Annotated in this window: 16 protein-coding genes; 9 read left to right on the top strand and 7 right to left on the bottom strand. The window is 71.9% G+C overall.

Annotated features, from left to right (window positions below):
• Nucleotides 1–267: 267 nt before the first annotated feature.
• The 3 genes from ABT171_RS00270 to ABT171_RS00260 form a co-directional block, all read right to left on the bottom strand.
• Nucleotides 268–1,383 (bottom strand): HAMP domain-containing sensor histidine kinase, encoded by a 1,116-nt coding sequence (locus ABT171_RS00270; protein ID WP_351238098.1) that lies wholly within the window; start codon nt 1,381–1,383, stop codon nt 268–270.
• Entirely contained in the window at nt 1,380–2,120 is a 741-nt protein-coding gene (locus ABT171_RS00265; protein WP_351238096.1) for a response regulator transcription factor, read from the bottom strand. Before ABT171_RS00265 ends, ABT171_RS00270 begins: the two co-directional genes overlap by 4 nt.
• 113 nt (nt 2,121–2,233) lie before the next feature.
• A complete protein-coding gene (locus ABT171_RS00260) occupies nt 2,234–2,914 on the bottom strand; it encodes a spermine/spermidine synthase domain-containing protein (protein WP_351238094.1) in 681 nt (226 codons plus the stop codon).
• Between the two features lie 195 nt (nt 2,915–3,109).
• On the opposite strand from ABT171_RS00260, the gene ABT171_RS00255 reads away from it, so the two are divergent.
• Entirely contained in the window at nt 3,110–3,919 is an 810-nt protein-coding gene (locus ABT171_RS00255) for a rhomboid-like protein (RefSeq protein WP_351238092.1), read from the top strand.
• A gap of 94 nt (nt 3,920–4,013) precedes the next feature.
• Nucleotides 4,014–6,434, top strand: coding sequence for an endopeptidase La (lon, locus tag ABT171_RS00250; protein WP_351238090.1), 2,421 nt, complete (start codon nt 4,014–4,016; stop codon nt 6,432–6,434).
• 80 nt (nt 6,435–6,514) lie between these two features.
• Here lon and ABT171_RS00245 read toward each other — a convergent pair whose 3' ends face one another.
• The gene (locus ABT171_RS00245) at nt 6,515–7,351 is read right to left on the bottom strand and encodes a lysozyme (RefSeq protein ID WP_351238088.1); all 837 of its coding nucleotides are present in this window, start codon (nt 7,349–7,351) and stop codon (nt 6,515–6,517) included.
• 238 nt (nt 7,352–7,589) lie between these two features.
• Between ABT171_RS00245 and ABT171_RS00240 the strand changes: the two genes are divergently transcribed.
• A complete protein-coding gene (locus ABT171_RS00240) occupies nt 7,590–8,081 on the top strand; it encodes a MarR family winged helix-turn-helix transcriptional regulator (protein WP_351238086.1) in 492 nt (163 codons plus the stop codon).
• A gap of 16 nt (nt 8,082–8,097) precedes the next feature.
• On the opposite strand, the gene ABT171_RS00235 is transcribed toward ABT171_RS00240, so the two are convergent.
• Nucleotides 8,098–8,886 carry a protein phosphatase 2C domain-containing protein gene (locus tag ABT171_RS00235; protein WP_351238084.1) on the bottom strand — a complete coding sequence of 263 codons (789 nt, stop codon included), beginning with the start codon at nt 8,884–8,886 and terminating at the stop codon, nt 8,098–8,100.
• A 384-nt stretch (nt 8,887–9,270) separates the two neighbouring features.
• Here ABT171_RS00235 and ABT171_RS00230 point away from each other — a divergent pair, with 384 nt between their 5' ends.
• The 6 genes from ABT171_RS00230 (at nt 9,271) to ABT171_RS00205 (ending at nt 15,827) form a co-directional block, all read left to right on the top strand.
• Nucleotides 9,271–12,666 (top strand): sensor histidine kinase, encoded by a 3,396-nt coding sequence (locus tag ABT171_RS00230; protein ID WP_351238082.1) that lies wholly within the window; start codon nt 9,271–9,273, stop codon nt 12,664–12,666.
• Nucleotides 12,663–13,160, top strand: coding sequence for a roadblock/LC7 domain-containing protein (locus ABT171_RS00225; protein WP_351238080.1), 498 nt, complete (start codon nt 12,663–12,665; stop codon nt 13,158–13,160). The genes ABT171_RS00230 and ABT171_RS00225 overlap by 4 nt, the downstream gene beginning before the upstream one ends.
• Complete coding sequence (locus ABT171_RS00220; RefSeq protein ID WP_351238078.1) at nt 13,157–13,567, top strand: DUF742 domain-containing protein; 411 nt, start codon at nt 13,157–13,159, stop codon at nt 13,565–13,567. Before ABT171_RS00225 ends, ABT171_RS00220 begins: the two co-directional genes overlap by 4 nt.
• Nucleotides 13,548–14,159, top strand: a complete 612-nt coding sequence (locus ABT171_RS00215; protein WP_351238076.1) for a GTP-binding protein — start codon at nt 13,548–13,550, stop codon at nt 14,157–14,159. The genes ABT171_RS00220 and ABT171_RS00215 overlap by 20 nt, the downstream gene beginning before the upstream one ends.
• 26 nt (nt 14,160–14,185) lie before the next feature.
• Nucleotides 14,186–15,439: a styrene monooxygenase/indole monooxygenase family protein gene (locus ABT171_RS00210; RefSeq protein ID WP_351238074.1), complete on the top strand. Its 1,254-nt coding sequence runs from the start codon at nt 14,186–14,188 to the stop codon at nt 15,437–15,439.
• A gap of 139 nt (nt 15,440–15,578) precedes the next feature.
• A complete protein-coding gene (locus ABT171_RS00205; protein ID WP_351238072.1) occupies nt 15,579–15,827 on the top strand; it encodes an SCO4226 family nickel-binding protein in 249 nt (82 codons plus the stop codon).
• A gap of 7 nt (nt 15,828–15,834) precedes the next feature.
• Here ABT171_RS00205 and ABT171_RS00200 read toward each other — a convergent pair whose 3' ends face one another.
• Nucleotides 15,835–16,875: a C40 family peptidase gene (locus tag ABT171_RS00200; protein ID WP_351238070.1), complete on the bottom strand. Its 1,041-nt coding sequence runs from the start codon at nt 16,873–16,875 to the stop codon at nt 15,835–15,837.
• Between the two features lie 124 nt (nt 16,876–16,999).
• Entirely contained in the window at nt 17,000–17,302 is a 303-nt protein-coding gene (locus ABT171_RS00195; protein ID WP_351238068.1) for a DUF8847 domain-containing protein, read from the bottom strand.

The raw sequence follows: 17,302 nt of genomic DNA, 5'->3' as shown, positions 1-17,302 counted from the left end.
GACAGCGGGAATAAAGGCTACGCCTCCACAGCCGGGAAGGTCAGGTCGAGCAAGGTCATCGTCGCGTAAGTCACATCGGAAATCTTGTTTCAGGGCTTGATATGGCGGGAAACAAGCGTGGTTCCGCAGGGGAGAGGGTGCGTCGGCCCCGGCCCGGCGCGTCTTCGTTCGACGGGTGGCGCGGGCCTGCCTCTGATCACACGTGTCCAGCTGCGCGGTAACGGCGGCGACCGTCGTGGATCTTCTGCTTCCGCCTCGGACTTTACGTCAACTTGGGGAGGAAGTCAGTCCCGGAAGAGTGATGATGATCCGGCAGCCGCGCTCGGATTCGGCCACACCGATCCGGCCGCCGTGCAGATCCACCGCCCAGCGGGCGATCGCCAGCCCCAGTCCCGTACCGCCGTCGCTGCCCGGGCCGTGCGGCCGGGTCACCGCGCCCCGGTTGAACCGCTCGAACACCTTGTGCCACTCCGACCGGGGGATGCCCGGACCCTCGTCCAGGACCTCCAGCTGCAGCGACTCCGGCTGCGGCCCGCGCCGCGCCTTCACCGTCACCCGGCCGTGCGGCGGGCTGTGCTTGACCGCGTTGTCGATCAGGTTGGCGACGACCTGGTGGATGCGCTCGGGATCCGCGTGCGCGGTCAGCTCCGGCGGGGAGACGTCCAGGTGCAGATGGACGTCGGTGCGGGTGTGGCTGCCGGAGCCGGAGGCGATGCCGGCGCGCGCCGAGGCCACCATGTTGGCCTCCTTCAGCACGCCCGACAGGTACGGCCACACCTCGAAACGCCGCATCTTCAGCGGGACGACGCCGTTGTCGAGCCGGGACAGGTCCAGCAGGGTCTCCACCAGCCGGCCGAGCCGCTCGGTCTGCTTCAGGGCCGTCCGCATGGTCTCGGGGTCGGCCTCGGTGACCCCGTCGACGATGTTCTCCAGCACGGCCCGCAGCCCGGCGATGGGGGTCCGCAGCTCGTGCGAGACGTTCGCGACCAGCTCTTTCCGCTGGCTGTCCTGGGCCTCCAGCTCGTCCGCCATGACGTTGATCGTCCGGGCCAGATCGCCCAGCTCGTCCCGGCGGCCCTCGCTCACCCGGCGGGTGTAGTCACCCTCGGAGATCGACCGCGCCACCGTGTTCATCTCGTCCAGCGGCATGGTCAGCGAATGCGCCACGAACTGCGTGATCAGCAGGGTGGCGATCATCGAGAAGACCGTGATGAAGCGCAGCTCGGTCTTGGTGTGCACGGCGACGATCGACAGTCCGGTGGTGATCAGCACCGATATGACGACGAGCGCGCCGAGCTTGGTCTTGATCGAGAACGGGCGTACGCCACCCCAGGGATCGTCCCCGGGGCTCCTCCGTGCGGCCTGGCGCCCGTCGCCGCTCACGGTGTGGGCGTCTCCAGCGCGTACCCGACGCCGTGCACGGTGCGGATCCGCTCGGCGCCGATCTTCCGGCGCAGCGCCTTGATGTGGCTGTCGACCGTACGGGTGCCGGAGGCGTCCGCCCAGTCCCACACCTCGGCCAGCAGCTGCTCCCGGGAGAGCACCGCGCGCGGGGTGTTCGCCAGGCACACCAGCAGGTCGAACTCGGTGGGTGTCAGGTGGACGTCCTCGGACCTCACCCGCACCCGGCGCTGCGCGTGGTCGATCTCCAGCTCGCCCAGGCGCAGGATCCCGCTGCGCGGCGTCGCGGCGGCCAGGGCCGCCCGCTCCACCCGCCGCAGCAGCACATGCACCCGCGCGGCCAGCTCCCGCATCGAGAACGGCTTGGTCATGTAGTCGTCCGCGCCGACCCCGAGACCGACCAGCATGTCCGTCTCGTCGTCCCGCGCGGTCAGCATCAGCACCGGCACCGGACGCTGGGCCTGTACCCGCCGGCAGACCTCCAGGCCGTCGAAGCCCGGCAGCATGATGTCGAGGATCAGCAGATCGGGCTGCCAGGCCTCGGCCGTGTCGACGGCCGCCGGGCCGTCCGACGCGGTCTGCACGAGAAATCCCTCGGCGCGGAGCCGGGCCGCGATGGCGTCGACGATCGTGGGGTCGTCCTCGACGACCAGCACCCGGCGCTGGGCGCCCGGGGTGGTCGTCGCCGCGCCGCTCTGGGAGGTGTGTGTCTGCTCCATCGCCCGCCCCTGCTTGTTGCTTTCCGGAACCAGTGGGGTGATCCCATGTCTGCGATTGACGCTTGAATGATCCGCGTCAGGGCAGCACATTACGGGGATCGGCCGTGCTGTCGCTATCCAGGTCGGACGCCGAGGTGTACGGCGTCCGGCACGCCCCGGGCAACGGGGACCTCTTCGGTACGCACCTGCCGGAACCCGGCATTCCGCATGGTTCCTTCAAATTCCGGAGAGGGCTCGGCGGACCATACGGCCAGCACGCCACCGGGCTTCAACACCCGTGCGCACGCGGTGAGTCCGGCCGGCGAGTAGAGGCTGTCGTTGTCCTCCGTGACGGTCCAGCCGGGGCCGTTGTCGATGTCCAGGCAGAGCGCGTCGAACGTGTCGGATGTCTCATGGACGAACGCCACGAGGTCGTCCTGCACGATCTCGGTGCGCGGATCGCCGAGCGCACCGGCGGAGACCTGCGCCAGCGGCCCGTCCCGGTGCCAGTCGACGACGGCGGGCTCCCGCTCGACGACGGTGATCCGCCCCCACCTGGGGTCCGCCGCCGCATGTGCGAGTGAGAACCCCACGCCCAGGCCGCCGATCAGCACGTCCGGCTCCGGCCGCCCGTCCAGCGCGTCGTACGCGGCGTCCACCAGCAGCCGTTCCGAGCGGCCGTCGGAGGTGTCCATCAGGAAACAGCCGTTGGCGATGATCTGCAGGAGCGCTCCGTGCCGGCGCAGCACCACCTCGCCGTACGGGCCGTCGCGCCGGTCGAGGATCACGGGGGAGTCGTGGACGGCAGCAGTCATGCCTCCATCCTGCTTGAACGCGCCGTGTCGTTCACGGGAATTGCGGAGGACACGCGCGCGCTGCCGGCATCGGATCGCAGCCGGACGCATCCGGCACGTGAGAGGTTGCTGTGAATCCGCTCTCGCGTGGCGTCGGTCATAGACAGCGGCCCGCGCAACGCGAAGGGTGGGCGCGAACGAGAGGAGCGCCACACCGTGGAACCGATCGCGACGGGCCCTGCTTCGGCCGCGTCCGCGCCCCTGCCGGGCGCTCCGCTCACCGACGGCGGTGGTGTCGTCCCGGCACCCGCGCTGGCGGACCTGCTGGACGGCATGCCGCGCCAGCGGCACGCCACGGTCCCCGCCTGCGACCCCGCCCCCGCCCCGGCCGACCCGCGCCCGGCCGTGCGGGTCCCGCGGCCGTGGCACCTGCTGCCCACCCCGGCCGGGACCCCGTTCACCTTCTCCTACGGCGCCGTCCTGGCCGTCACCTCGGTGATCGCGGCCCTGGCCGACCCGGGCCTGGTGCACGCCTTCTACCGGGACTCCAGCACGGACGTCGCCCATCTGGTGCGCACCCCCGTACTGGTGCTGCTGGCGAGCGCCCTGTGGATCGCGGGCGGCGTCCTGTCGCCGTACGCGCTCGCGTTCGTGCTGGTGCTCACCGCGCTCGAACGGCGCATAGGCGGCGCGCGGGCGGCCTGCGTCTTCCTGGCCGGCCATGTCCTGGCCACCCTCGCCACCGAGGTCCCGGTGGGCCTGGCCGTGCTGTTCGGCGACCTTCCCGTCACCTCGCTGCACCGCCTGGACTACGGCATCAGCTTCGGCGTCGCCGCGAGCACCGGCGCCCTGGCCGGCCTCCTGAGCCCCTGGCTCCGCTGGCCCGTCCTCACCGTCGCGACCGGCCTCCTCCTGAACGACCTGATCGCCTTCGAGGACCCGATGACGAACTGGGGTCACCTGATCGCGCTGACGATAGGCGTAGCGGGCTGGCCTCTGGTACGCCGGTGGGCGCAACGGGCCTAGGGGCAATCGCTCACAGCGAACAAGCGAAGGGAACATCAGCGCATCCCCAGCAGTTGAGTCGGCATAGCTCAACTTGACTGCCGAAGGGGAGATCATGGCTGCTGAGTCCACGGCGTTCACGCTCGTCCTGCCTGTGCTGCCGCTCGACGACGAGGTCGTACTGCCCGGCATGGTGGTTCCGCTGGACCTGAGCGACGCCGAGGTACGGGCCGCGGTGGAGGCCGCCCAGGCCGCCGCCCGGTCGGAACCCGGAAAGCCCAAGGTGCTGCTGGTGCCACGCATCGACGGCACCTACGCCAAGACCGGTGTGCTGGGCACCGTCGAGCAGGTCGGCCGGCTGGCCGACGGCGACCCGGGGGCTCTGATCCGCGGCCGCAGCCGCGTGCGGATCGGGGCCGGCACCACCGGCCCCGGCGCGGCCCTGTGGGTCGAGGGCGCCCGCGTCGAGGAGAGCGTCCCCGACCCGCTGCCGGGTCAGGTCGCGGACCTCGTCAAGGAGTACAAGGCGCTCGCCACCGCCTGGCTGAAGAAGCGCGGCGCCTGGCAGGTCGTGGACCGCGTCCAGGCCATCGACGGCGTCTCCGCGCTCGCCGACAACTCCGGCTACTCACCGTTCCTCACCATCGAACAGAAGGTCGAACTGCTGGAGACCGCCGATCCGGTGGCCCGGCTGAAGCTTGCCGCGCAGCAGCTCCGCGACCACCTCGCCGAGCAGGACGTGGCCGAGACCATCGCCAAGGACGTCCAGGAGGGCGTCGACAAGCAGCAGCGCGAGTTCCTGCTGCGCCGTCAGCTGGAGGCCGTCCGCAAGGAACTGCGGGAGCTGAACGGCGAGTCGGAGGGCGCGGAGTCCGACGACTACCGCGCCCGCGTGGAGGCCGCCGACCTGCCGGAGAAGGTCCGCGAGGCCGCCCTGAAGGAGGTCGACAAGCTGGAGCGGGCCTCCGACCAGTCGCCCGAGGGCTCCTGGATCCGGACCTGGCTGGACACGGTCCTCGAACTCCCGTGGAACTCCCGCACCGAGGACGTGTACGACATCCAGGGCGCCAAGGCGGTCCTGGACGCCGAGCACGCGGGCCTGCAGGACGTGAAGGAGCGCATCACCGAGTACCTCGCCGTCCGCAAGCGCCGCAGCGACCGCGGGCTGGGCGTCATCGGCGGCCGGCGCGGCGGTGCCGTACTGGCGCTGGTCGGGCCCCCCGGCGTGGGCAAGACGAGCCTGGGCGAGAGTGTGGCCCACGCCATGGGCCGCAAGTTCGTCCGCGTGGCCCTCGGCGGCGTCCGTGACGAGGCCGAGATCCGAGGCCACCGCCGTACGTACGTCGGTGCGCTGCCCGGCCGGATCGTACGGGCGATCAAGGAGGCCGGGTCCATGAACCCGGTGGTCCTGCTGGACGAGATCGACAAGGTGGGCTCCGACTTCCGCGGCGACCCGGCCGCGGCCCTGCTGGAAGTCCTGGACCCGGCGCAGAACCACACCTTCCGGGACCACTACCTGGAGGTCGAACTCGACCTGTCGGACGTGGTCTTCCTGGCCACCGCCAACGTCCTGGAAGCCATCCCGGAGGCGCTCGCCGACCGTATGGAGATCGTCCGCCTGGACGGATACACCGAGGACGAGAAGGTCGTCATCGCCCGCGACCACCTGCTCCCGCGCCAGCTGGAGCGGGCGGGACTCGGCGGGGACGAGGTCACCCTGGACGAGAGCGCCCTGCGCAAGCTGGCCGGCGAGTACACGCGCGAGGCCGGTGTGCGCACCCTGGAGCGCTCCATCGCCCGCCTGCTCCGCAAGGTCGCGGCCCAGCACGAACTGGGCGAGCGGGAGCTGCCGTTCACCGTCCGGGACGAGGACCTGCGCGGCCTGATCGGGCGTCCGCACCACGTGCCCGAGTCCGCCCAGGACCCGGCCGAGCGCCGTACGTCCGTGCCCGGGGTGGCGACCGGCCTCGCGGTCACCGGTGCCGGCGGTGACGTCCTCTTCGTGGAGGCGTCCCTCGCCGACCCGGAGACGGGCGCGGCGGGGCTGACCCTGACCGGTCAGCTCGGTGACGTGATGAAGGAGTCCGCGCAGATCGCGCTGAGCTTCCTGCGCAGCCACGGCGCCGAACTGGAGCTGCCGGTCGGCGACCTGAAGGACCGGGGGGTGCACATCCACTTCCCGGCGGGCGCGGTCCCGAAGGACGGTCCGAGCGCCGGCATCACGATGACGACGGCGCTGGCCTCGCTGCTGAGCGGACGGCTCGTCCGCACGGACGTGGCCATGACGGGCGAGGTCTCACTGACCGGCCGCGTGCTGCCCATCGGCGGCGTGAAGCAGAAGCTGCTCGCCGCGCAGCGTGCCGGGGTGACCACCGTGATCATCCCCAAGCGCAACGAGCCCGACCTGGACGACGTCCCGGCCGAGGTGCTGGACGGGCTCGACGTCCACACCGTGACCGACGTCCGCCAGGTCCTGGAACTGGCCCTCGCGCCCGCGACGAACGGGGCGACGCCGGAGGTTCCGGTGGCGGCGTGACGGACGCTGCCGGACGGGCGGGGGCCCGGGTCCCGTGAGGGAGGCCCGGGCCCCCGGCCCTGCGCGCGGTCGGCGGAGCGTCAGCCGTTGGCCAGGGCCTGCACCCGGTCCAGGGCCCCGTTGAACTTGTCGTGGTCGCCGACCGTCGGGCCGGACGAGGTGTACTGCCACATGGTGTAGTACGACCAGCCGGCCGGCAGCGTCCCCGGGTCCGAGGCGTAGCGGGCGATCCACAGGGGGTTGTCGGCGGCGAACCCGCCGTAGTTGCCGGTGCACTGGGTCCACCAGCTGGTGGCCGTGTAGATCACGGGGTAGCGGCCGGTGAGGGAGTGGTAGGTGGTGACGAAGTCGGCGATCCAGCCGACCAGCTGGCTCGCGGTCTTGCCGTAGCAGGCGGCCCCGTAGGGGTTCCACTCGATGTCGAGCGTGCCGGGCAGGGTCTTGCCGTCGCGTGACCAGCCGCCGCCGTGGCCGACGAAGTAGCTCGCCTGGGCCGCGCCGCCGGCGGTGTCCGGGGTCGCGAAGTGGTAGGCGCCGCGGATCATGCCCACGTTGTACGAGCCGTTGTACTGCTGGGCGAAGTACGGGTTCGTGTAGTACGTCCCCTCCGTCGCCTTGGTGTACGCCCAGCGCACCCCGCTGCCCCACAGGGTCGACCAGGCGACGTTGCCCTGGTAGGCGGAGACGTCCACGCCCTCGGTCTGGGCGACGGCGGCCGGGGCGGGGGTGCCGTGGCGGCCGTCGTGGGCGAGGACGCCCATGCCCATGTGGGCGGAGCCGCGGCTGGGCGTGGTCGCGGCCTGGGCGGAGGTGGGGGGCAGGGCGAAGGAGACCGCGGCGAGCAGCGCCGTGACGAGCACGGCGAGGGGACGCGGGGAGCGGGGGGAGCGGTCGGAACCGGGTCTGTGCACGGGCATGACGTGCCTCCGGGATGCGGGGGTGGGGGGAACGAGGCGGTGACCGTGAACCGGGTGGCGCACTGGCGTGGGCATGCCATTGATTGCCTGATAAAGAAGCTACGCACGTAGATGACGGCGTGGGAAGGGGGTCCGGACGCTGCCGTTGGTCTACGCCTGCGAAATACTGACGGAGCTGCGGCAATGACGACTTTTGGCAGAAACTTTCAGGACCGGGAAACCGAGCAGGGGTGCTGACGTGCACGAGAGCGGAAACGGCGACGCACATCGCGGCGCCCACGAGGTGACCCCCAGGGGCGCGGACCAGGAGTTCCTGGCACTGGAACGGGAGTTGACCGTGCTGCTGAGGCGAGCGCGGGCCAACCAGGGCGAGATGGCCCGCGAGGTCCATCCCGACCTGGAGTCCTCCGCGTACGGCCTGCTGATCCGCCTGGACGAGTACGGCGGCCAGCGGGCCACGGAACTCGCCGCCTACATCGGCGTCGGCAAGGCCACCATGTCCCGCCAGCTGCGGGCCCTGGAGGAACTGGGCCTGATCGCCCGCGAACCGGATCCCGCCGACGGCCGGGCCTGGCTCGTCACGCTTACCGACGAGGGGCGCGGCCGGGTCGGCAAGGTCCGCGAGGCGCGCCGCGCCCGGTACGTCAGCCAGCTCGCCCACTGGGACCGCCGCGAGGTCGCGGAACTGGCCCGGCTGCTCCACCAGCTGAACGGCGTCATGGAGAAGTAGGAGCCCGACCCGGGGCTCACAGCTCCGCGTACACGACCGTCGCGTCGTCGTGCGTCTTGCTCCGCCCCAGGAAGGCCCGCTCCTCCCGGTCCGCCGTCTCCAGGTCCCGCACCCGGTCCACCAGCGACCGGGCGCCCTCCTTCGCGACCACGTCGAACAGGGCCGGCCAGTCGCCCTCGTGGAACTTCTCCGTCCACCGGGTCGCGCCGTCCGTCAGCGCCGCCAGGGCGCGGACCTCGCGGCGGGGCAGGGAGCCGGCGACCGCGCGGGCGGCCACCCACGGGTCGGCGGCGGCCGTGAAGAAGCCGCCCTCCTTGTTGCGCAGGGTGGCGTCCACCAGCGCGTCGGTGGCGAGCCGGGAGCGCGGGATCCGGGCCAGGCGGTCGTCCAGGACCGGGGTGACCGTCCCGTCGGTCCGCCGCAGCAGCAGCGCCGCGTCGGACAGCACCAGGTACTCGACCGTGTCGGCGGACCAGCGGGCCAGGGCGACGGTTGCCTGGGGGGTGCGCGGGTGAGAAAGCTCACAGGTGTCCGCATGGGCGTCGGCGGTGCGGCCGATCGCCCGGGAGAGAATCTCCGGGAGCGTCAGATCTCTGCGCGAAAGGGAAAGTTCGGTCAGCGCTCCGCCGAGCCGCGCGGTGAACCAGGGAACGGAATGCAGACACCCCGTCCCGTCCCGCGGGGGAGTCACCCCGTCCAGGACGATCACGCAACCTCCCTGTCCGGAGGCGGGTAGTCCGGCACTGGCGAAGTCCTCGTTGGGGCGGTTCGCGTCGCCGGGTTCCGAAACGAGATCAGTTCGCATCCAGCCAGTCTGCACGAGCCCTTCACGGGATGCGCCAAAGGCTGGCAACGTCCGCCGAATTGACACGACCTCGCAGGTCAGCCGCCTGATTTGGGAGGGAATGGGCGACTCCGGGAAGGCGTGGCGGCGAATACTGCCAAAGCCTGTGGCGTGCGTCCAACCGGCGTGCCGTGCAGGGGCACCGCACGCGCCACGGGAACTTGCCCGCCAACTCCCCTCCGATGTTCACTCCTTCGGGTGGCGGGTCAGGTGATGCGCGACCACCGCCTACCGGCGCTGGGAGGGTCGGGAACCGTACGAACCGGGTGTACGCACCACTTGGCACCGAGATGACGGCACGCCACCCGGTCCCTTGGGTAGACGAGTTCAGGATTGCGAGCACCGGTGCAGAAAATGCGGCCTCGGCGCACAGGCAGGCAGACGGCCCCCGCGGGGACCGCCCAGCAGACCCCCGCGGGCACCGGCCGCCCCACCCATGTGCGCACCCGGCTCATCGTCGCCGTCGCCGTGGTGGCCGCCGCCGTCGCGGGAGCCGGGGCGCCCTCCCTGCTCACCGCCTCGCAGGACGTCAGCGACTCCCAGGACCTGGTGACGCTGGCCGCCCGCACCCAGGACACCCTCGCCCTCGCGAACTCCCTCGCCGACGAGCGCGACGAGGTCACCTCCTACATCGCGGCGGGCCGCCCCAAGTCCAAGGCCCCGTCCGAGGACCGCAGCGCCCGCGTCGACCGGCAGGTCGAGGACCTGCGCGCCGACACCGACACCCCGGCGAGCCTGCGCGGCGACCTCGACGGCATCGACGCCGTCCGCCGGGCCGCCCTCACCGGCAAGGCCTCGGCCCTCCAGACCCACCAGGCGTACTCGCAGACCATCTCCGCGCTGCACCGGCTCGCCGAGCAGCTGGCCGAGCAGACGCCCCCGCGGGCCCCCGCCGGCGCCCACGCGCTCGCGGAACTGGACACCGCCGTACAGCAGTCCGCGGCCGCCCGCGGCCTGCTGCTGGCCGCGCTGAACGTGCCGGCCGGCACCCGCACGGTGATCAACCCGGTCACCGGCCTGCCCACCACGACCTCCACCGCGTCCGCGGCCGACCGCAAGCAGCGCGACCAGCTGACCGCCGCCGCCCAGCAGGCCCGGCTGCGCGCCGACGCCGCCCTCGCCGAATTCCGCGCGACCGCACCCAAGGCGGCCGTCGACTCCTACGACTCCACGGTCACCGGCTCCGACGTCAACTCGGCCGAGAAGTACCTCGCCCGGCTCACCGCCCAGCCGACGCTGGCCGACAGCGAGCTGACCACCAGCACCAAGAAGCTGGACGCGGCCCTGTCCGCCCGCGTCGACCTGATGCGCGGCGCGGAGTCGGCCCTCTACGACCACCGCACCAAGGACCTGGCGCACCTCCGCGACGACGACGTCACCGCCCTGGAGATACGCGTCGCCGTCCTCGGCGCGCTGATGCTGGTCGCGATCGGCATCGCCACGGCCATGGCCCGCACCCTGACCCGCCCCCTGTCGGTGCTGCGCCGCGGCTCGGCCCGGCTCGCGGAATCGGACGACCCGACCACCCAGGAACCGATCGCCTTCACCGGCCGCAACGACGAGTTCGCCCAGGTCGTCCGCTCGGTCAACGCCCTGCACGCGCACGCGGTGGCCCTGCGCGAGCAGAACGTCGCCGCGGGCGAGCGGATCGCCACCCTGGAGACCGACCGCAAACACCTGGTCGGCCAGCGCCAGAAGATGGCCGACGCCCGCGAGGAACTCCGCGCCGAACTCAGCGACGCCGTGGCCCGGCTGGAGCGGCTCCGCACCAGCATCGGCGGCACGTTCGTGAACCTCTCGCTGCGCACCCTCGGCCTGGTCGAACGCCAGCTCGCGGTGATCGAGGGCCTGGAGGACCGCGAGCAGGACCCCGACCGCCTCGCCACGCTCTTCAAGCTGGACCACTTCGCCACGGTCATGCGCCGCCACAGCGAGAACCTGCTGGTCCTGGCCGGCGCCGAGCACGTCCAGCAGCACCACGCGCCGGTTCCGCTGGTCGATGTGGTCCGGGCGGGCGTCAGCGAGATCGAACGCTACGAACGCGTCCGCATCGCCGCCCTGCCCCCGCACGCCCACGTGGCGGGCTTCGCGGCCGACGACCTCTCCCACCTGCTGGCCGAACTGATGGAGAACGCCACGTCGGCCTCCCCGCCGGAGCTGCCGGTGGAGATCTCCGGGTGGCTCCTGGAGAGCGGCGAGGTGATGCTGTCGGTCCAGGACGAGGGCATCGGCATGGCGCCCGAGCGCCTCGACCACCTCAACACCCGGCTGACCGACTTCGACCCCGAGTCCCCCTACGACAACGAGGGCGACGCCGGTCTCGGCCTCGGCCTGTACGTCGTCGCCCGCCTCGCACACCGGCACGGAATGCGGGTACAGCTGCGCGAGCAGAAGCAGGGCGGCATCGCGGCGGTCGTGGTCCTGCCGGCCACCCTCCTCACCGAGGCCCCACAGACCACCCTGCCCCCGCAGACCTCGTCCTCCAGCACCACGGGCACCTTCTCCCTCCCCGGCGCCGACGCCGAGGTCAACTCCAACGTCCTCCCCGCCCGCCCCAAGGACCCCGACCCCCTGATCACCCTGGCGGAACGAACGGTCCGGGGGACGCAGGCCTCCGGCGGTTCGGCGGAGGGGGGTGCGTCTGTTTCCGGTGGGTCGTCGGAGACGGGTCCGTCTGCCTCCGGCGGTTCGGCCGAGGGGGGTGTGTCTGCTTCCGGCGGTTCGGCGGAGATCGGTGCGCTTGGCTCCGGTGGTTCCGCGGAGGAGGAGGTGCTCGCTTCCGGTGGGTCGGCGGGGGCGGGTGCGTCTGGCTTCGGCGGTTCGGCGGAGGGGGCTCCCGATTCCGGTGGGCCGGCGGACGGGGACCTGCCCGCTTCCGGTGGGTCGGTTGAAGCGGGCGTGTCTGCTCCCCGTGGCTCTGCCGAAGAGGGCGTCCCGGGTTCCGTAGCTGCGCAGATTGCGGCTGAGGGGGCCGGCTCCGGCGCGGCCGGGGAGAGCGCGTCCGCCTCGGGTTCCGGTGTCTCCGGCGGCTCGGCCGAAGAGGCTTCCTTCGGAGGCCCGGGGGATGAGGCCGAGGCGGCCGAGGGTGCGTTCGCCGGGTCGGCCGCCGACGCGGATGGCGTCGACCCCGGCGGGCCCGTCCGTGACGTGGACGGTGTCGACCCGGATGGGCCGGTCCGTGACGTGGATGGTGTCGGCCTGGGCGGGTCGGCCCACGACGCGGTGCGGGATGCCTTCGGCGGGCGCTCCGAGCCGGCCGTAGGGGATGCCCGCGGCGAGGACGCGGTGCAGGCGGTCCACGAGCAGGCCGACGCGGATGCGCAGCACGGGGAGACCCGCCCGAAGGCCCCGGCGGAGACGTACGCCGAGACGACGATGGAGCTGCTCCTCCCGGACCTCGCCACGGAGCCCACGGCCGGCCGCACCGAGGCGCCGCAGCCACTGCTGACGGACCAGCCCGCCCCGCAGGGGCCACCCGCACCCGACGACGGAAACCCCGCCGAGGGCGAAGCCGAGGCGGTCACCGCCAAGGGCCTCCCCAAGCGCACCCCCAAGATCACCGCACCGGCCCAGGCCCCGCGCCGCCGGGCCGGAAGCGTCGACGCCGAGGCCCTCCGCAGGAGGCTCGGCGGCTTCCGCAGCGGAGCCCAGGCCGGCTACCGCGCCGTAGAAGCAGAAATCGCACACGCCGAAGAAGCCACAGAAGCCACGGGGGGCACAGCCGAGGAGGCAAGCAGTTGACCGCGCCCAGTACGTACGGACTGAGCAGTGAAGCCCGCAACCTGCACTGGCTGCTGACCAACCTGGTCGAGGAAGTCCCCGGCATCCAGTCGGTCGCCGTGGTCTCCTCGGACGGCCTGCTGCTGCTCTCGTCCGACCCCGGTCGCACCGAGCAGTCCCGTCAGGCCCGCCCGGCGAAGGGCCCCCGCGGCTCCTCCGCCGACCTCGCCACCATCGTCTCCGGCATCGGCAGCCTCACCGTCGGCGCCGCGAAGCTGATGGCGTTCGGCGGGGTCAGGCACACGATGATCGCGATGGAGGAGGGCAGCCTGTTCGTGATGTCGATCAGCGACGGCTCGCTGCTCGGTGTGCACGGCAGCGCCGAGTGCGACATGAGCGTGGTGGCGTACCACATGGCGCTGTTCGTCGGCCGCGCCGGCCACGTCCTCACCCCCGAACTCCGCAGCGAGCTGCGCAGGTCCCTGGAGTCCGAGTCGACGGGGAGCCCCCGATGAGCGGCACGCCCAGGAAACTGCCCGTGCGCGGCGGCGACCGCAAACCCGCCCGCGTGCGCCCCTACTCGCTCACCGGCGGTCGTACCCGCTTCGGTCACGTCCTCCTCGTGGAGACGTTCGTGGCCGCGCTCGAAGCCCCCGAAGAGCGCAAGGAACTGGCGAATGGTCCCCTCACCACCCGGGTCATGCCCGAGATGCGGGCCATCGTCGAACTGTGCCGCCGTATGCGCACGGTGGCCGAGATCGCCGCGCTGCTGAGAATGCCGCTCGGCGTGGTCCGCGTGCTCCTGAGCGACCTCGCGGACCAGGGAAAGATCCGTGTGTACGGCACCGGAACCGGTCACGGCACCGGCCGGCCGAACCGCGTGCTGCTGGAAAGGGTGCTGAGTGGACTCCGTCGTCTTTGAGGACACCGACGAGGACCTGAAGTCCTGGCAGACGGACCGCACCCGCGCCCCCATCGCCACGAAGATAGTCGTGGCGGGGGGCTTCGGGGTCGGCAAGACCACCCTGGTCACCTCCGTCTCGGAGATCGTGCCCCTGCAGACCGAGGCGCTGATGACCGAGGCCAGCGAGGAGACCGACGACCTCACCGCCACGCCCGGCAAGCTGACCACCACCGTGGCCATGGACTTCGGCCGCATCACGCTCGACGACGACCTGGTGCTCTACCTGTTCGGCACGCCGGGCCAGCAGCGGTTCTGGTTCATGTGGGACGACCTGGTGCGCGGCGCGATCGGCGCGGTCGTCCTCGCGGACACGAGGCGGCTCAAGGACTGCTTCCCCGCCCTGGACTACTTCGAGAGCTGCGGGATGCCGTACGTCGTGGCGGTCAACCACTTCGACGGCAGTGAGCGCTTCGAACCGGAGGACGTGCGGGAAGCGCTGACCATCCCGGCGCACATCCCTGTCATGATCATGGATGCGCGGCGCAGGATCTCGGTGATCGAGACCCTGCTGTCCCTCGTCGCCCACGCGCTGGACGAAACCCCCGAGTAGTCCCCGAGTAGGAGAACAACCCCCGCATGCGGAAGATACTCGTCGTCGGAGCCGGCCAGTCCGGTCTCCAGCTCGCCCTCGGCCTGCAGTCGCACGGCTACGAGGTCACCCTGATGTCGAACCGGACCGCGGACGAGATCCGCTCCGGCCGGGTCATGTCGACGCAGTGCATGTTCGACACGGCACTGCAGCACGAGCGTGATCTCCAGCTGAACTTCTGGGAGTCCCAGGCCCCGAAGATCGAAGGGCTCGGCGTCTCGGTCGCGGCCCCCGGCTCGCACGACCCGGGTCCCACGCAGCGGGCCATCGACTGGGTGGGCAAGCTGGACGGCTACGCGCAGTCGGTCGACCAGCGGGTGAAGATGGCCGGCTGGATGGAGACCTTCGCGCAGCGCGGCGGCCAGCTGGTCATCCACGGCGCGGCGGTCGGCGACCTCGACTACTTCTCCCGCACCTACGACCTCGTCCTGGTCGCCGCGGGCAAGGGCGAGCTGGTCCAGATGTTCGGCCGCGACGCCTCGCGCTCCCCGTACAGCGAGCCACAGCGCGCGCTGGCGGTGGCGTACGTCCACGGGCTGGGCCCGCGCCCCGAGCACCCGGACTACCACGCCGTCCGCTGCAACCTCGTCCCCGGCGTCGGCGAGCTGTTCATCATGCCGACCCTGACCACCTCCGGACCGGCCGACATCCTGTTCTGGGAGGGCATACCCGGCGGCCCGCTCGACGTCTTCAACGGCGTCAAGGACCCGGCCGAGCACCTGTCCCTGACCCTGGAGCTCATGGAGAAGTTCACTCCGTGGGAGTACGCGCGGGCCACCAAGGTCGAACTGACCGACGCCGGCGGCACGCTGGCCGGCCGCTACGCCCCGACGGTCCGCAACCCCATCGGCCGGCTGCCCGGCGGCGGCCTGGTCCTCGGCGTCGCGGACGTCGTCGTGGCCAACGACCCGATCACCGGCCAGGGCTCCAACTCCGCCGCCAAGTGCGCGGCCGCCTACCTCGCCTCGATCCTGGAGCGCGGGGACAAGCCGTTCGACGAGGAGTGGATGCAGGCCACGTTCGACCGGTACTGGGCCACCGCCCAGCACGTCACCAAGTGGACCAACGCGATGCTCATGCCGCCGCCGGAGCACATCCTGAACCTGATCGGGGCGGCGGGCCAGCTGCAGCCGGTGGCCGACCGGTTCGCCAACGCGTTCAACGACCCCTCCGACTTCGAGGACTTCTTCTACGAGCCGGAGAAGACGGCGGCCTACCTGGCCTCGGTCACCGGCGCCTGACGGGTCTCCGACCTGGGGTTCGGCCGTCGTCATCTGTCCCCGTCTCGCCATCACGGCGAGACGGGGACAGGATGGATACGGCGGCCTGGCCGGCGATTCGGCGCCGCACGACGCGACAGTCGGAAGGAGGCGCAGCGCCATGCCCCAGTTCATGGATGTCCACCGTGGGATGAAGGGCCTCACGGCCGACCAGCTGATGCAGGCCCACAGGGCCGATCTCGACATCGAGAACGAGGAAGGCGTCCACTTCGAGAAGGCCTGGGCGGACCCCGAGTCCGGCACGGTCTACTGCCTCTCCGAGGCCCCCTCGGCTGAAGCGGTCCAGCGCATCCACGAACGCGCTGGTCACCGAGCCGACGAGATCCACCCGGTCCCCCTGAGCGTGTGAGCACAGTTCAGGCGACACGGTCATCCGGGCGTACGGCTCCGAGTACCGGATAGGACGCCAGAGGGGAGACCTCCACCTTCTCTCCGGGGCGCGGAGCCTGTACGACGTTGCCGCCCCCCACGTACATGGCCACGTGGGTCGCCTCGGGGAAGTACACGACCAGGTCCCCGGGACGCAGGTCGCGCAGCGGGACCCGTCTGAGCCGGTGCCACTGTTCCTGGCTGGTGCGGGGGATCGGGGTGCCGGCGTGGGCCCAGGCCTCGGAGGTCAGGCCCGAGCAGTCGTACGCCGAGGGCCCCTGCGCGCCCCACTGGTACGGCTTGCCGAGCTGGGCCATGGCGTAGTGGACCGCGCGGTCGCCCTGGGGGGAGGCGGGGCGGTCCTCGGGCAGAGCGCCCGCGGTGCCGAGCTTCTGCTGGGCCTCGCTGGCACCCTGCTGCTCCAGGCCGGCGATCGCGGTCAGCTGGGCCGGGGTGAGGGAGGCCAGCAGGTGTTCCACGTCGCCCAGTCTGGCCCTGACGTCGTCGCGCTGCTTCCTCTGCTGGTCGGCGAGGGCGAGCTGGGTGTCCAGGGCCTTGCGGGCCGCCCGGGCCAGGGCGTCCTTCCGCTTCTCGGCGGCGGTCAGCCGGCTCACCGCGCGGGCCCGCTCGCGCGCCACCTCGCCGATGACATGGCCCTCGTCCAGTGCGTGCTGCGGGTCGCGGGCGAGGAGCAGGCGGACGTAGGGGCCCAGGCCGTCGCTGCTCTGGTACTGCTGCCGGGCCAGCCGCCCGGCGTCGGCGCGGCTGTCCTGCAGGTCGAGGCGGGCGCGGGTCAGTTCGCCGTCGAGCCGGGACACCTCGGCACGCTGCCGCCGCAGCTTCTCCGCGGTGGCGTCGTAGGTCTCGGTGGCCTGTTCGGTCTGCCGGTACAGCTGCTGAAGGCTCGTCAGGAGAGCGGCCACCGACTGCTGTCGGGGCTCAGGCGTCGCGGTGGCCGGTGCGGGTGCGAGGACGGCCTGGGCCGCCACCGTTGCGGTACAGGCCAGGCGCAGCAGCGTTCCTGACACGTCTTCACCTCCGGTGCCGGTGAGGGCGGGCTCTCCGCCGCTCGTCGCACCGGGATCATGACGTGATAATCAGACGTGTCCGTGCGGGCCGCGCCCCGCGCGTGCGCGGTTCGGCGCAACCCTGTCACCCGTTCGCGTCGTCCGGCTTGCCGGACGGCGTGCCCTGTGGCCTGGACCAGGGCCACCGGAGCCTGCCGCCGGAGGTGTCGTCCGGGGCGTACTGGTACTTCCACCCCTGGATCAGGCCGAGCCGCCTGCTGTGCCCGCGCGGCACGCGGCGGTAGACGAGCACCGTGTCCGGGCCGCCGTCCGGGTCCGGGACGGGGATGCGGTACGTCTTCGGGGGGTGGCCGGTGGGACCGACCAGGACCGGCAGTACCCGCCCGTCCATGGGGCCGCCCTCGAAGGGGGTGTGCTGACTCTTCAC

Origin of the sequence: Streptomyces sp. NPDC001851 (genome assembly GCF_040297165.1) — a bacterium.
Lineage (GTDB): Bacteria > Actinomycetota > Actinomycetes > Streptomycetales > Streptomycetaceae > Streptomyces.
The sequence above is the reverse complement of the archived record's forward strand: the minus strand, read 5'-3'. Positions and strand labels throughout refer to the sequence as shown.